Origin of the sequence: Deinococcus frigens DSM 12807 (genome assembly GCF_000701425.1) — a bacterium.
Classification (GTDB): Bacteria; Deinococcota; Deinococci; order Deinococcales; family Deinococcaceae; genus Deinococcus; species Deinococcus frigens.
Genome location: NZ_JNIW01000037.1, coordinates 20815 through 34174, shown reverse-complemented (window position 1 = coordinate 34174; position 13360 = coordinate 20815). Strand labels below are relative to the sequence as shown.

The window sequence follows — 13360 nt, the reverse complement described above, 5'->3', positions numbered from 1 at the left end:
ATCACCATGTTCTGGTGGTAGAGGACGGAGCGGGTTTCCATGTCCCTCCAGAGGAGGGACAGCCACCAGGTGTCCAGATCATCACCCTGCCCCCTTACTCACCCGAGTTGCAACCCGTGGAGCGCATGTGGGACCTGACGGACGACACAGTGGCCAATCGCTGGTTCGACACGATGGATGACTTCACTCAGACGCTGGGCCAGCAATGCGCCTGGTTGGAAACCCAGCCAGATCTCATCTCCCAGCAGACCCTCTTCCATTGGTGGCCCTTGTCAAGGAATTAATCGGAGTCAGTATTACTCCGTTCGGTCAAAAGAGGAGAACTCTTTTGACAAATGCTCTAGACCTTCAGACCCTTCCTCCCCTGCCCCTGTACCCTGGACCCCATGAGCGGCCCCTTTTTGCTGTCGGCGCGTGCGCTGAGCCTCAAGCCTTCCTCGACGGTGGCGGTCACCAGCCGCGCGCTGGAGCTGCAAAAGGCCGGGGTGGACGTGATCAGCATGAGCGTGGGCGAGCCGGATTTCGACACGCCGGAACATGTCAATGCCGCCGCCATCCAGGCGATCAAGGCGGGCAAGACCAAGTACACCGGCGTAAGCGGCATTCCCGAACTGCGCGAGGCCATCAGCGCCAAATTCAGGCGCGAGAACGGACTAGACTACGCGCCGGACGCGGTAACCGTCACTTCTGGCGGCAAACAGGCGCTGTTCAACGCTTTTTTCGCGCTGCTCAATCCGGGCGATGAAGTGCTGATTCCCGCGCCGTACTGGGTCAGCTACCCGGAAATGGTGGCGCTGACCGGCGCGTTCCCGGTGGCCGTGCCAACACATCCGGCCAGCGGCTTTCAGCTCGATCCGCAGGCGCTGGAGGCCCGCGTCACGCCCATGACCCGCATGATCGTGCTGAACAGCCCCGGCAATCCCACGGGCGCGGTATTTACGCCGGAGGTCTTGAAGGCGGTAGCCGAGGTCGCCCAGCGCCACAACCTGATGATCGTCACCGACGAGATGTATGAGCATCTGGTGTACGACGCCCAGCACGTCAGCATCGGCACCTTTGCGCCGGAGCATACGCTGACCGTGAACGGGGCCAGCAAGGCGTATGCCATGACCGGCTGGCGCATCGGCTACGCGGGCGGCCCCAGGGACGTGATCGCGGCCATGAACGCCCTGCAATCGCAGAGCACCAGCAACGCCAGCAGCGTGTCGCAGTACGCCGCCCTGGCCGCGTTCCAGCAGCACGAGAAGACCACGCAATTTATCGGGGTGGCCCTGAGGGCGTACCGCCAGCGCCGCGACCGCATCGTGGAGGGGCTGAATGCGCTGGGCCTGAGGACGCCCACGCCGGAGGGGGCCTTTTATGTGATGGCCGACACCACGCCTATCCACCCCAACGAGCTGGAGGCCGCCCGCATCATCCTCGACGACGCGCGGGTGGCCGTGGTCCCGGGCACCGATTTTGCCGCCCCCGGTCAGGTTCGCCTGAGCTACGCCACCAGCATGGAAAACATCGAGGAAGTGTTGCGGCGGCTGGGCGACTTGCTGCAACAGCGGGGGCAGGAGGAATGAGGGTTCTGCGTCGATGAGGGTTCTGGGGCTATCGGGCAGTCTGCGGGCCGCCTCGGTTCACACGGCATTGCTGCACGCGGCGGCGCAGACAGCTCCAGATGACGTTGAGATGACGATTTTCGGCGGTCTGGACAACCTCCCCCACTTCAATCCAGATCTTGAGGATCAAAAATTCGACAGCGTGACCGCCTTTCGCGCCGCTCTGAAGGACTCTGCCGCCGTGCTGATCGCCTGCCCGGAGTACGCGCACGGGCTGCCGGGGGCGTTCAAGAATGCGCTGGACCTGGTGGTGGGCAGCGGTGACCTGAGCGGCAAGCCGGTGCTGGCGCTCCATACCTCAGTCAGATCGATTCACGCACCCGCACAACTGGCCGAGGTGCTGCGGACGATGGACGCGCGGGTACTGGACGCCGTGTTGATCGAGGTTCCGCGCCGGGCAGTGGGTGTGGACTCCGTACTGGAGGGACCGGGGGTGACTGAAGCCCTGGAAGTGATGTGGCGCAGCCTTCAGGCGGCAGAAAACAGCGGCGCTCCAGGCTGAGGACCTCCTGTTCTCCTCTTCCACGGCCCCATCCTTTACACTGCGCCCCAATGGCTCTGGTGGTGATGGCAACAGGCGGAACGGGCGGACACATCTACCCGGCGGTGGCGACCGCGCACGAACTCATTGCACGCGGGCACGCGGCCATGATCCTGGGGCAGCGCGGCGGCATGGAGGAACGCATTGCCGCCGATCATGGACTGCTGTTTCAGGGGGTGGAAGCGGGCAAGCTGGCCCGCAGCGGGCAGGGCCGCCCGGACCCGCGCGAGCTGATCCGGGCCGGGCAGGGGATTGCGCAGGCGCGGGCGGTGCTGTCCAAACTCAAGCCCGGCGCAGTGGTGGGCTACGGCGGCTTTGCCAGTCTGCCGGGGGTGCTGGCCGCCCAGAGCCTCCGGATTCCCACCGTGCTGCACGAGCAAAACGCCCGCCTGGGCCTGACTCAGCGGCTGGCGGTGCGGCGGGCGCGGGCCGTGGGAACCGCCTACGAGCGGGTGCTGGGCCTGGACCCCCGCAAGGCCACGCTGGTGGGCATGCCGGTGCGCGAGGAACGCATCGACCGCTTAGCAGCGCTGGGCCGTCTGAACCTGCGAACCGGGCCGCTGACGATTCTGGTAATGGGCGGCTCGCAGGGTTCGCTGTTCCTCAACAACAATGTGCCCGACACCCTGCGGAACATCCTGGGGACCGAGGGACTGCTGGAAAGCGGCTCGGCGGCCACCACCGCCCGCATTGACCTGCAATTTGAACCGCAAGGCGAGCGCGATCTGTTCCGCGATCTGGTCTCGGAGGCGGTGGGCAGCGAGGCCATTCAGGTGCTGCACTCCACCGGCCCGCGCTGGTTTCCCGAAGTGGCCTCGCGGGTGCAGGACCTGGACTGGTATCACGCCACAGGTTTCGTGGACGCGGTGGCGGCGTGGTCGGCGGCGGACCTGGCGATCACGCGGGCGGGGACCGGCACGCTGGCCGAGGCCGCCTTTCACGGCGTTCCCACCATCATGGTGCCGCTGCCCGAATCGGCGGAAAACCACCAGTTCCACAACGCGCGCATGGTGCAGGAGGCGGGGGCCGGCACGCTGGTGGAACAGCCCCGCGTGAATGCCGAGCTGGGGGCGGCGGTGTTACAGTGTTCCTCGCCCGCCGTGCGCGCCGAGATGCGCGACGCGGCGCTGGGGAGAAGCCCGGTGGGCGCAGCCGGGCGTTTTGCCGACCTGATCGAAGGCAAGCTGCGCTGATGGCCCCACCCCCTGCTGACATGACTGACCTTCCTCCACCCTCCCCCGCACCCACCGGCCCCCACGCGCCCCAGATGCACTATCACCTGATGGGCATCGGCGGCATCGGCATGAGCGCCTTTGCCCGTCTGCTGCGGGCGCGCGGGGCACGGGTCAGCGGCTGCGACGAATCCAGCACCGAGCTGACCGCGCAACTGCGGGCCGAGGGAATCGCGGTGATCATCGGCCACGCGGCGGCGCACGTCACCGGGCGGCCCCACGGCAAAATCGACGTGCTGGTGGCCTCCGAGGCGGTGCCAAAAGACCACCCCGAACTGGTGGCGGCACGCATTGCGGGCACCGAGGTCCGCCCGCGCATGGCGCTGCTGGACGAGCTGCTGCGCGCAGGACCGAGTATCGGCGTGATCGGCACGCACGGCAAGACCACCACCACCAGCATGATCGCCGTGGCGCTGGCCGGGGCGGGCCTGGACCCCTCGGCCTTTGTGGGCGGCATCGTGCCGGAATTTGGCAGCAACGCGCGTGTGGGAACCGGTCCTTTCGTGGCCGAGGTGGACGAGTCGGACCGCGCCTTTGCCGAGCTGGGCAGCCAGACGGCGGTGTTCACCAACGCCGAGGATGACCATGTGGGCGGCACCCAGGCCACCTACTGGGCCACGGTGGAAGAACAGCACGCCGGTTTTGCGCGTTACGTGGCGCAGTCGGACCGCGTGTTGCTGTGCGCCGACTGGCCGGGTCTGGACGAATTGTGCGGCGGGGCGAAAGAGATTCTCAGTTACGGGCAGGCGCAGGGGGCCGATTACCGCGCCGTCAACCTGCGCCCGGACCCGGACGGCACCTCGTTTACCGTGACTTTCCGGGATGAAGTGCTGGGCGAGGCGCGCGTGGGCCTGCCAGGGCGGCATAACGTGCTGAACGCGCTGGCGGCGCTGGCGGTCAATCACCTGTACGGCGGAGAATTCGGGGCCGCCGCCGCCGCCCTCGCCTCTTTCGGGGGACCGGGCCGCCGCTGGCAGCGCATCGGGACGCTGAACGGGGCGCTGATCATCGACGACTACGCGCACAACGCCACCAAAGTCGCTGCCGCCGTGCAGGCTGCGCGGCAGACCGGGCGGCGCGTAAGGGTGGTCTTTCAACCTCACCGCTATCTGCGGACCAAACAAAGCTGGCCCCGGCTGGCCGACGCTCTGATGGACGCCGACGAGGTGCTGCTGCTGGACATCGCCGCCGCCAGCGAGGAACCGATTGACGGCGTCCACGCCACGCTGATCTCGGAGCGGATGGCCAAAAACGGACACGCGGGCGTGCGCTACCTGCCGGACCGCGCCGAGGTGCTGAGCGTGCTTCGCGAATCGGCCCAGTCCGGCGACATCATCGTGACGATGGGCGCGGGCGACGTGTGGAAGCTGTCGCGTGAGCTGGTGGAGCCGGAAGCCGCCGGGGTGTCGGGATGACCACGCTGGTTCAGAGCCAATCCGGCGCGCGGGTGGAACGCCTTTCCCTGGCCCGCTTCACGACGCTGGGCGTGGGGGGCGAGGCCGAGGTCTGGTTCGTCTCGGACCATGAGCAACTGGCCGAGGCGATGACGGCTCCGTACCGCATCCTGGGCGGCGGCAGCAATCTGGTGATCGCCGACGCGGGCGTGCCTGAGCACGTGATCCGCCTGAGCGGCCCGCTGGCCGGGCGCGAGCTGACCCCCGACCCCGAACTGAGCGGCGGGGACGAAATCGTGACCGGCTGGGTGGGCGGCGGCGTGCCGTTGCCGGGTCTGATCCGCGCACTGCAAAAGCTGGGCCTCAGCAACCTGGAAGGCACCGTGGGCATTCCCGCGCAGGTGGGCGGCGCGGTGTGGATGAACGCCGGAACGCGCTACGGCGAGATGTTCGACGGTCTACACACGCTGGAAATCGCCACACCGGACGGCTTGAAGGTGGTCACCCCCGATGACCTGCGCTGGGGCTACCGCGACAGCGGCATTCCTCGGAATCACATCGTCACGCGGGTGCGCCTGAAATTGCAGCGCGCCGCGCCCGAGGACGTGCTGGCGAAAATGACGCTGGCCGATACCGCCCGCAAGGGCCAGCCCAAGATGAAGACGCCGGGCTGCGCCTTCAAGAATCCCGGCGGCATGGGGGCCGGGCGGCTGATCGACGAGGCTGGGCTGAAGGGAGTGCGGGTGGGGGGCGCGCTGATCGCCCCCGAACACGCCAATTTCATCGTCAATCTGGGCGGCGCGACGGCCAGCGACGTTCACGCGCTGCTGGACCTGATCCGCACGCGGGTAGGCGTGCCGCTGGAACTGGAATATGAACTGTGGCCGGAGTGCGCCGCAGGATCGGCGGGGCCAACGGCTGTCTCGTCCCAGTGGGCAGCGGGGGCAAAATGAGCGGACCTCCCGGGGGTCCTGATGACCGCAGCGCTTCTGCACCCTCACTCTCGACGCTGCGTCCGCCGTCTCGCCGCCGCTGGTGGTGGCTCGGTGGGGGCGCAGTGCTGGCCGGGGCACTGGCCGCGAGCTGGTTGGCGCTGCCCATCCGCACGGTCATGGTCAGCGGACAGCAGCACCTGAGCGATCAGCGGGTGCGCGAGCTGGCGGGCCTGAGGCCCGGTTTCGGCTGGCTGTACTACGGGGCGTGGCGGGCGCGCGGGCTGCTGGACGATCCGTGGGTGCGTTCGGCGCTGGTCACCAGGCGTTTTCCCGGTACGGTCAGGGTGCAGGTCAACGAGCGCCGTCCGGTGGCGCGCTGGCAGAAGGCCCCGCAAACGGTGCTGGGCCTGGCGGCAGACGGCACCGTGCTGCCCACGGCGGCAGAAAAGAATGCCGAGCTGGCGGGCCTTCCGCTAGTGCAGGGCTGGGGACCGTCCCGTCTGGGCGACGCCCTGAAAGTTCTGAACGCCCTGAGAGGTTACAATGTAGAGTCGGTGACCTACACGCCGACCGGGCTAAAGGCTAAACTGCCCGCCGGCTCGGTCTGGAGCGGTGACCTCAAATCCTTACTGAAGTATGCTGGGAGCATCGGCATGTATCCAAAACAGAACATCAACATCTACCCCTGGGGGGTGAGCGTCCAGGAATGAAGGACAACACGATCATTGTGGGCCTGGATATCGGGACCACCAAAATCACCACCGTCATCGGCGAGATCAGTTCCGGCGGCGGCGTCGACATTATCGGCGAGGGCAGCGTGCCCAGCGAGGGCATGAAGCGCGGCAGCGTGGTCAACCTGGAACGCGCCACCCACGCCATCAAGCAGTCGGTGCTGGCCGCCGAACGGGTGGCGGGCGTCAAGGTGGGCAACGTGTACGTGTGTGTCGCGGGCAATCACGCCAAGGCCATCACCAGCCACGGCCTGGCCGCCATCCGGCGCAATCAGGAAATCGGGCAGCCGGACGTGGACCGCGCCATCGAGAACGCCCGCGCCGTGCCGCTGGACCCCAACCTCGAAATCATCCACACGCTGCCGCAGGAATACGTGGTGGACGGTCAGGAAGGCATCAAGAGCGCGGTGGGCATGCACGGCGTCCGTCTGGAAGTGGACGTGCATATCGTGGCCGGGACCGCCGGGCCGCTGCTGAACCTGCGCCGCTGCGTGCAGGAGGCCGGGCTGCACGTCGAGGGCTTCGTGCTGCACGTCCTGGCCTCCGGGCTGGCCACACTGGAGGCGCTGGAGCAGACCCAGACGGTCATCGTGATTGACATGGGCGGCGGCACCACCGACATCGGGGTGTTCAAGCGCGGCAATCTGGCGCACTCGGCCACCATTCCTATCGGCGGCGAGCACGTCACGGCGGATCTGGCGCAGATCCTCAAGATCCCCATGGAGGAGGCCGAGAACGTCAAGAAGCGCTATGGCTCGGCTCTGCCGGAACTGGCCGATCAGGACCTGACGCTGGAGATCACCACCGCGTCGGGCAGCACCCACGCCATCAGCGCCTTCGAGCTGTCGCGCATCATCAAGCCGCGCCTGGCCGAAATCTTTTCCATGATCCGCGAGGAGATTGACCACACCCTCGGCCCCGCCGAACTGGTGGCGCAGGGCGTGGTTCTGACCGGCGGCGCGTCGCTGCTGCGCGGCACGGTAGAACTGGCCCGCGACCGCTTCCGGCTGCCGGTCCGTATCGGTCGACCGCGCGGCATCGGCGGCCTGACCGACATCGTGGGCGGCCCCGAACACGCCGCCAGCGTGGGACTGGTGCTGTACAGCCTGGGCGAGAACGGACGCATACCGCAGATCGTGTTCAGGGATCCGGAACAACCTCTACCAACGCAACCCATCGTGGACGGTCCCCGGGACAGGGAGCTGACTCCAGTTAAATCCAAGCCTAATGCCGTTTCCTCCAAACCCTCCCAGCCCGGCGCAGATGCGGGCCTGATCAACCGGGTTCGCAACTGGCTCAAGGAATGGACCTGACGTGACGCTGGCGGCGTAGGGCCGTGTGGGCGCTGATTGTCTTCAGTTCTCACCTTCCCTTCTTCCGCCCGCCCATGACTTCCGCCGCACTGCGCAGGCAACCCTGCGTGAAGGTGCGCTAAGCTACCGCCAACCAAAACGTGACCTCTCCTCTGCCCAGCAGGCTGGGATGAGGCAAGGAGAAGATAGATGCAAGCGGCCAGAATTCGCGTGATCGGCTTGGGCGGGGCGGGCAACAATGCCGTTAACCGCATGATTGAATCGGGACTTGAAGGCGTGGAGTTTATCGCCGGAAACACGGACGCGCAGGTACTGGCCAAAAGCCACGCCGAGATCCGCATTCAGCTCGGCGACCGCCTGACCCGCGGGCTGGGCGCAGGCGCGGACCCCGAAGTGGGCGAGAAGGCCGCGCTGGAGGACCGCGAGCACATCAAGGAGTACCTGGGCGGCACCGACATGCTGTTCATCACGGCGGGCATGGGCGGCGGCACCGGCACCGGCTCGGCCCCCGTGGTGGCGCAGATCGCCCGTGAAATGGGCATCCTGACGGTGGCCATCGTGACCCGCCCCTTCCGCTTCGAGGGTCCCAAACGCCTGCGGATCGCCGAGGAAGGCATCAGCAAGCTGGCCGACGCGGTGGACGGCATGATCGTGGTGGACAACGAGAAGTTGCTGACCGCCGTGGACAAAAAGGTCTCCTTCCGCGAGGCCTTTTTGATCGCCGACCGGGTGCTGTACTACGGGGTCAAGGGGATCAGCGACGTGATCAACGTCGAGGGCATGATCAACCTGGACTTTGCGGACGTGCGCAACCTGCTGTCCAACAGCGGCACGGTCCTGATGGGCATCGGCGCGGGCCGGGGCGAGAAGGTTTCCGAAGAAGCGGCCATGAGCGCCATCCACAGCCCGCTGCTGGAACGCGGCATCGAGGGCGCGCGGCGCATTCTGGTCAACGTGACCGGCAGCTATGACCTGAGCATGACCGACGCCAACGACATCGTCGAGAAGATCCGCCAGGCCACCGGCTTCGAGGACCCCGACATCCTGTTCGGCATTACCCCCGACGAGGCGGCGGGCGACGAGGTGCGCGTGACCGTGATCGCCACCGGCTTCAACGAAACGCCCATGAGCATCGCCGGGGGGCCGCGAACGGGCCTCCCCGAGACCATCCGTCCGGTGCGCGGCAATGGCAGCAGCTACGATCCCAAGGACTATGACATCCCCGCATTCCTGCGGAACGTCGAGCGCGAGTAAATAACAGCGCGTACAGGGAGGCCGGGGCAGATCGCTCCGGTCTCTTTTTCCAGTGCCAAATCTGACGAATGATGTGGAGAGCGATAAAGCGGTCAACCGTCCAGTGGAATTGGACTCGGCGATGTAGAGTTGGACTGGTCCAAGAAAGACGTGTCAGGGCGACTTAACCCGTAACCCACAGACCTCTATAAAATATCCGAAGACATGAACTTGATCGGCCTCTTTTCATCGTGAACATCCATCTTTATTTGACACTGTCAGCAAAACCCGTTAAGGTGACAGAATCTGTTTTGAACTGACTTCCGGCCTCTCCTGATTTCGGCCCGTGCATACAGCGGACCGGATTTTTGATGTGGAGTGCCAGGTCCCCTGGAGGAACGAATGAAGAAAATGACCTTAAATCTGATGACCCTGGGCTTTCTGGCTGCTGGCGTGGCGGGCGCGCAGACCACCATCAAGATCGCCAGCCTCTCGCCGCTGTCGGGCAGCCAGAGCTTTACCGGCACGCTGCTCAGGAACGGCGCGCAACTGGCCGTCGAGGAGCAAAAGGCCGCCTTCAAGAAGCTGGGCTTTAATCTGCAATTCGTCGGCTACGACGATCAGGCAGACCCGGCCACCGGCACGGCGGCGGCGCGCAAGATCGCTTCGGACCGCGCGATTCTGGGCGTGGTGGGCACCATGAACAGCGGCGTGGCGATTCCGGCCAGCGAGGCGCTGAAGGCCAGCCATGTCACGATGGTCAGCCCGGCGGTAACCGCCAACGAGGTCACGGACCGGGGCCTGGCGAACATGAACCGCATCGTGGCCCGCAACGACGCCCAGGGACCGGCGGGCGCAGAGTTCATGATGAACGAGCTGAAGGCCAAGTCGGTCTACATCCTCAACGACAAGACCTCTTACGGCGAGGGACTGGCCGCCGAGGTCGAGAAGACCCTCAAGGCGGGCGGGGCCAAGGTGGTCGTCAACGAGGGCACCGAAGAAAAGAGCGACTTTTCCAGCATCATCGCCAAGATCAAGTTGCAGAAGCCGGACGCGGTGTACTTCGGCGGCATCTACACCCAGATCGGCATCTTCATCCGGCAGTTGCGTGACGCGGGCATCAATATTCCCATGGTCGGCGGCGACGGTCTGGACAGCACCGAACTGGCGACCATTGCGGCCAAGGGTGCCAACAACATCTACTACACCACCATCGTCGCGCCGCTGGACTCGCTGCCCGCCGCCAAGTCGTTCACGGCCAACTACCGCAAGCAGTTCAAGACCGTGCCCGCCGGCTACGCCGCGTTCTCTTACGACTCGGCCAACGTGATCGCCCAGGGCATCCTGGACGCGGCCAGGGCCAACGGCGGCAAGCTGCCCACCCGCACGCAGGTGGAGACTGCTATCCGCAAGGGCACCTTCAAGGGCCTGCTGTCGGGCGACGTGACCTTTAACAGCGTCGGCGACCGCAACTCGGTCACGCTGTACATCATGAAGGTGGACGCGGGTAAGCAGAGCCTGTCGGCCCAGTCCACGGTCAAGCCACCCAAGCAGTAAACGGCACAGACGAAGAGGCAGGGCGCATAGAGTGATCCTCTGCGCCCTACCTTTTTGCCAACTCGCGCTACACGCTGAGTTTCTTGGCGCAGCGGTACAGGTCGCGGTTGACGTCCTTGCGCTTTTCCCAGGTCTCATGCAGCGGCGTGTGAATGATGCTGCTGCCGCGCCGCCCCACCATCACGCCGCTGACGCCGTCCATTAAAGCGTAGACGGCGGCCTCGCCCAAACGGCTGGCCAGGATGCGGTCACTGGACACCGGGGTGCCGCCGCGCTGGATGTGGCCCAGGATGCTGACGCGAGTCTCCAGGCCCGTCCCGGCCTGAATGGCGTCGCCCACGCCCTGCGCGCCGCCGGCGACGCCCTCGGCAACGATCACGATGCTGCCGGTCTTGCCCTTTTGCACGCTGTCCTTGACGACCTGGATCACGTCCTCGATGGGCTTGTCGTCCTCCGGGATAAAGACCTCTTCCGCGCCGCCCGCCACCGCCACGTCCAGCGCGATGTGTCCGGCATGGCGGCCCATTACCTCGATCACGAAGATGCGCTCGTGGCTGGCCCCGGTGTCGCGCAGCTTGTCCACGGCGTCCAGCGCGGTTTCCACGGCGGTGAAGTAGCCGATGGTGTGATCGGTACCGTACAGGTCGTTGTCGATGGTGCCGGGCACACCGATCACCGGAATGCCCTGCTCCTGCTCCAGCAGATGCGCGCCGTGAAAGCTGCCGTCGCCGCCGATCACGATCAGGCCGCCCACGCCGTTGTCCCGCAGGTGCTGTGCGCCGCTGGCCCGGCCCTCGGGGGTGCGCCAGGTGGCGCTGCGGGCGGTCAGCAAGATGGTGCCGCCGCGCTGGATGGTGTTGGCGACGTCACGCGGGCCGATCAGCTTCATCTCGCCCCGGTGCAGACCGGAAAAGCCCCGGCGCACGCCCATGACCTCCAGGCCCTCGAAGGCGGACGTGCGGACCACGGCGCGGATGGCCGCGTTCATGCCGGGTGCGTCGCCGCCGCTGGTCAGGACCGCCACGCGCTGAATGCCTGCGGGGTTGGGATGCCGGGTGGGGGTGGGTTCTGTCATGGTCAGTCTCGCTTTATGGGGGAGTGGGAAAATCGGTGGGGGGACGGCTCTGCGCGCCAGATCAGCTCAGGTTAGGTCAGCTCAGCCCAGAGGCGTCCGACCCGGCCCGCTCTGTGACCCGCAGGGCCAGCGCATAAGCGTCATTCTTACGCAAACCCTGGGCGATCAGGGCGTCACGTATATCCCTGGCCGTTTTTCCCTGCCCGGCCCACGCCCCCGCCAGCGCCTCATGATCGGGCGGTGGCGCGCCCAGATCGGCCTCGCCTGCCGGACGCCCGGCCACCACCACCACGATCTCGCCCCGGACCCCGGCGGCAAAGCGCGCGGCCAGCTCGCCCAGGGTTCCGCGCGCCGTTTCCTCGAATTTCTTGGACAGTTCGCGGGTCATGCTGGCCGGGCGCGACTCGCCGCAAACTCCAGCCAGATCATTGAGTGTGGCTCCCAGGCGGTGCGGACTCTCGTACAGCACACACGTTTCCGGACGAGACGCGATGGCCAAAAGCCGGCTCTTGCGCTCACGGCCACTGCGGGGCAGGAAGCCCTCGAAGGTGAAGCGGCCCGTGTCCAGCCCCGACAGCACCAGCGCGGGCACAAAGGCGGTGGCTCCGGGCAGCACCTCCACCGGAATGGCCGCCGCAACCGCCGCCGCCACCAGTTCCGCGCCGGGATCGCTAACGCCAGGGGTGCCGGCGTCCGAAACGTAGGCCAGCCGGGGGTATTGTTCCAGCACGGCGGGGGCGCGGCGCATGGTGTGGGCATCCAGACGCACCAGCGGTTTGTGAATATCCAGGTGAGACAGCAGCGCCCCGCTGCGGCGGGTGTCCTCGCAGGCCACCGCGTCCGCCCCCCTGAGCACCTCCACGGCGCGCAGGGTGATGTCGCCCAGATTGCCCACGGGAGTGGGCACCAGCCACACGCGCGGGCCGCCCTCCTGCCCGGAAACACGAGCGGTCAGTTCGGCGGCCTGCTTGCCGGGCAGCGCAGTGTGAGGCAACGCAGTGTCGAGCAGCGCAGCACCGGGCGGCTCAGTGACACGTGGCTCAGTCATCGACTCCAGACGGCGACCCGCTCAGCGTCAGCCTCGGTCCCATCAGGCCCGTGCCGTCGGTTCCGGTGGCGGCCAGCCCGATGTTGGGCTTGATCCTCACCTTCACCTTGCGGGGCCGCTTGAGCACGTTGGTAATGCGGGCGCGCAGCAACTCGCCCTCGCCCACGGTGACGGTGACCACCGTGCCCTCGGGCAGGCGGGTGCCCAGCACCACCACCACCCCGTTTTCCACAATGCCCTTGTAGGCCCTCATGCTTCCCTCCCCTGGGCGCGGCGTTGCCGCCGGTTCGCCCTGGACAATGCCTCTTGTAGTGCCACGATTTCCGATTCACGTGCCCCGCCCAGCCGGGCGTAGCGGTCGATGACTTCAGCCGCCTCCCGGCGACGGTCCAGCCGCAGCAGCAGCGCTCCCAGATGCTCGCCGCCCACAAAGTACGAGCGGGGGTTTTCCGGGTCCGCCAGAATCTGCGCGCGCGCCCTACCCATCCTGAGCGTCGCTTTCTGGTGACGGCCCACCTGCCAGCGCACCAGATACAGCGCCAGCCCAAAGGTCAGCAGCGCGCCCAGCACCGAGATCGAGATGGTCTCCGAGACCCCGAAGCCCGCGCCCAGCCGCAAGGTCAGCGGAAAGCAGAAGGCCAGCACCACCAGCACCGCCAGCGTCGCGGCGTAATTCACGCGCCGCTCCGCTTGC

Annotated in this window: 13 protein-coding genes and 1 pseudogene; 10 read left to right on the top strand and 4 right to left on the bottom strand. The window is 66.6% G+C overall.

The features are described from left to right. The 10 genes and pseudogenes from Q322_RS24155 to Q322_RS0112990 all read left to right on the top strand — a co-directional run. Nucleotides 1-284, top strand: a pseudogene (locus tag Q322_RS24155) (hypothetical protein); the annotation flags it as partial. Nucleotides 285-386: 102 nt separating this feature from the next. Next, nucleotides 387-1568, top strand: coding sequence for a pyridoxal phosphate-dependent aminotransferase (locus Q322_RS0113030; protein WP_029478348.1), 1182 nt, complete (start codon nt 387-389; stop codon nt 1566-1568). Nucleotides 1569-1581: 13 nt separating this feature from the next. Continuing rightward, nucleotides 1582-2109: an NADPH-dependent FMN reductase gene (locus tag Q322_RS0113025; protein ID WP_084147982.1), complete on the top strand. Its 528-nt coding sequence runs from the start codon at nt 1582-1584 to the stop codon at nt 2107-2109. A 50-nt stretch (nt 2110-2159) separates the two neighbouring features. Further along, nucleotides 2160-3341 carry an undecaprenyldiphospho-muramoylpentapeptide beta-N-acetylglucosaminyltransferase gene (gene murG / locus Q322_RS0113020; protein ID WP_029478346.1) on the top strand — a complete coding sequence of 394 codons (1182 nt, stop codon included), beginning with the start codon at nt 2160-2162 and terminating at the stop codon, nt 3339-3341. 20 nt (nt 3342-3361) lie between these two features. After that, on the top strand, nt 3362-4795 hold the full coding sequence (murC, locus tag Q322_RS0113015; protein WP_029478345.1) for a UDP-N-acetylmuramate--L-alanine ligase: 1434 nt from the start codon (nt 3362-3364) through the stop codon (nt 4793-4795). Then, nucleotides 4792-5727 carry a UDP-N-acetylmuramate dehydrogenase gene (locus Q322_RS0113010; protein WP_051668529.1) on the top strand — a complete coding sequence of 312 codons (936 nt, stop codon included), beginning with the start codon at nt 4792-4794 and terminating at the stop codon, nt 5725-5727. The genes murC and Q322_RS0113010 overlap by 4 nt, the downstream gene beginning before the upstream one ends. Continuing rightward, the gene (locus Q322_RS0113005) at nt 5724-6419 is read left to right on the top strand and encodes a cell division protein FtsQ/DivIB (RefSeq protein ID WP_084147983.1); all 696 of its coding nucleotides are present in this window, start codon (nt 5724-5726) and stop codon (nt 6417-6419) included. Before Q322_RS0113010 ends, Q322_RS0113005 begins: the two co-directional genes overlap by 4 nt. Then, nucleotides 6416-7753: a cell division protein FtsA gene (gene ftsA / locus Q322_RS0113000; protein ID WP_029478342.1), complete on the top strand. Its 1338-nt coding sequence runs from the start codon at nt 6416-6418 to the stop codon at nt 7751-7753. The genes Q322_RS0113005 and ftsA overlap by 4 nt, the downstream gene beginning before the upstream one ends. 189 nt (nt 7754-7942) lie before the next feature. After that, on the top strand, nt 7943-9007 hold the full coding sequence (gene ftsZ, locus Q322_RS0112995) for a cell division protein FtsZ (protein WP_029478341.1): 1065 nt from the start codon (nt 7943-7945) through the stop codon (nt 9005-9007). A gap of 381 nt (nt 9008-9388) precedes the next feature. Next, nucleotides 9389-10543: a branched-chain amino acid ABC transporter substrate-binding protein gene (locus tag Q322_RS0112990; protein WP_029478340.1), complete on the top strand. Its 1155-nt coding sequence runs from the start codon at nt 9389-9391 to the stop codon at nt 10541-10543. A 67-nt stretch (nt 10544-10610) separates the two neighbouring features. On the opposite strand, the gene pfkA is transcribed toward Q322_RS0112990, so the two are convergent. From pfkA to Q322_RS0112970, 4 genes are all read right to left on the bottom strand, one after another. Beyond that, nucleotides 10611-11618: a 6-phosphofructokinase gene (gene pfkA, locus Q322_RS0112985; RefSeq protein WP_029478339.1), complete on the bottom strand. Its 1008-nt coding sequence runs from the start codon at nt 11616-11618 to the stop codon at nt 10611-10613. A gap of 76 nt (nt 11619-11694) precedes the next feature. Continuing rightward, the gene (rsmI, locus tag Q322_RS0112980; RefSeq protein ID WP_084147981.1) at nt 11695-12666 is read right to left on the bottom strand and encodes a 16S rRNA (cytidine(1402)-2'-O)-methyltransferase; all 972 of its coding nucleotides are present in this window, start codon (nt 12664-12666) and stop codon (nt 11695-11697) included. Then, on the bottom strand, nt 12659-12919 hold the full coding sequence (locus Q322_RS23885) for a hypothetical protein (RefSeq protein WP_051668526.1): 261 nt from the start codon (nt 12917-12919) through the stop codon (nt 12659-12661). Before Q322_RS23885 ends, rsmI begins: the two co-directional genes overlap by 8 nt. After that, nucleotides 12916-13344 (bottom strand): hypothetical protein, encoded by a 429-nt coding sequence (locus tag Q322_RS0112970; RefSeq protein ID WP_029478336.1) that lies wholly within the window; start codon nt 13342-13344, stop codon nt 12916-12918. Before Q322_RS0112970 ends, Q322_RS23885 begins: the two co-directional genes overlap by 4 nt. Between the last annotated feature and the right edge of the window lie 16 nt (nt 13345-13360).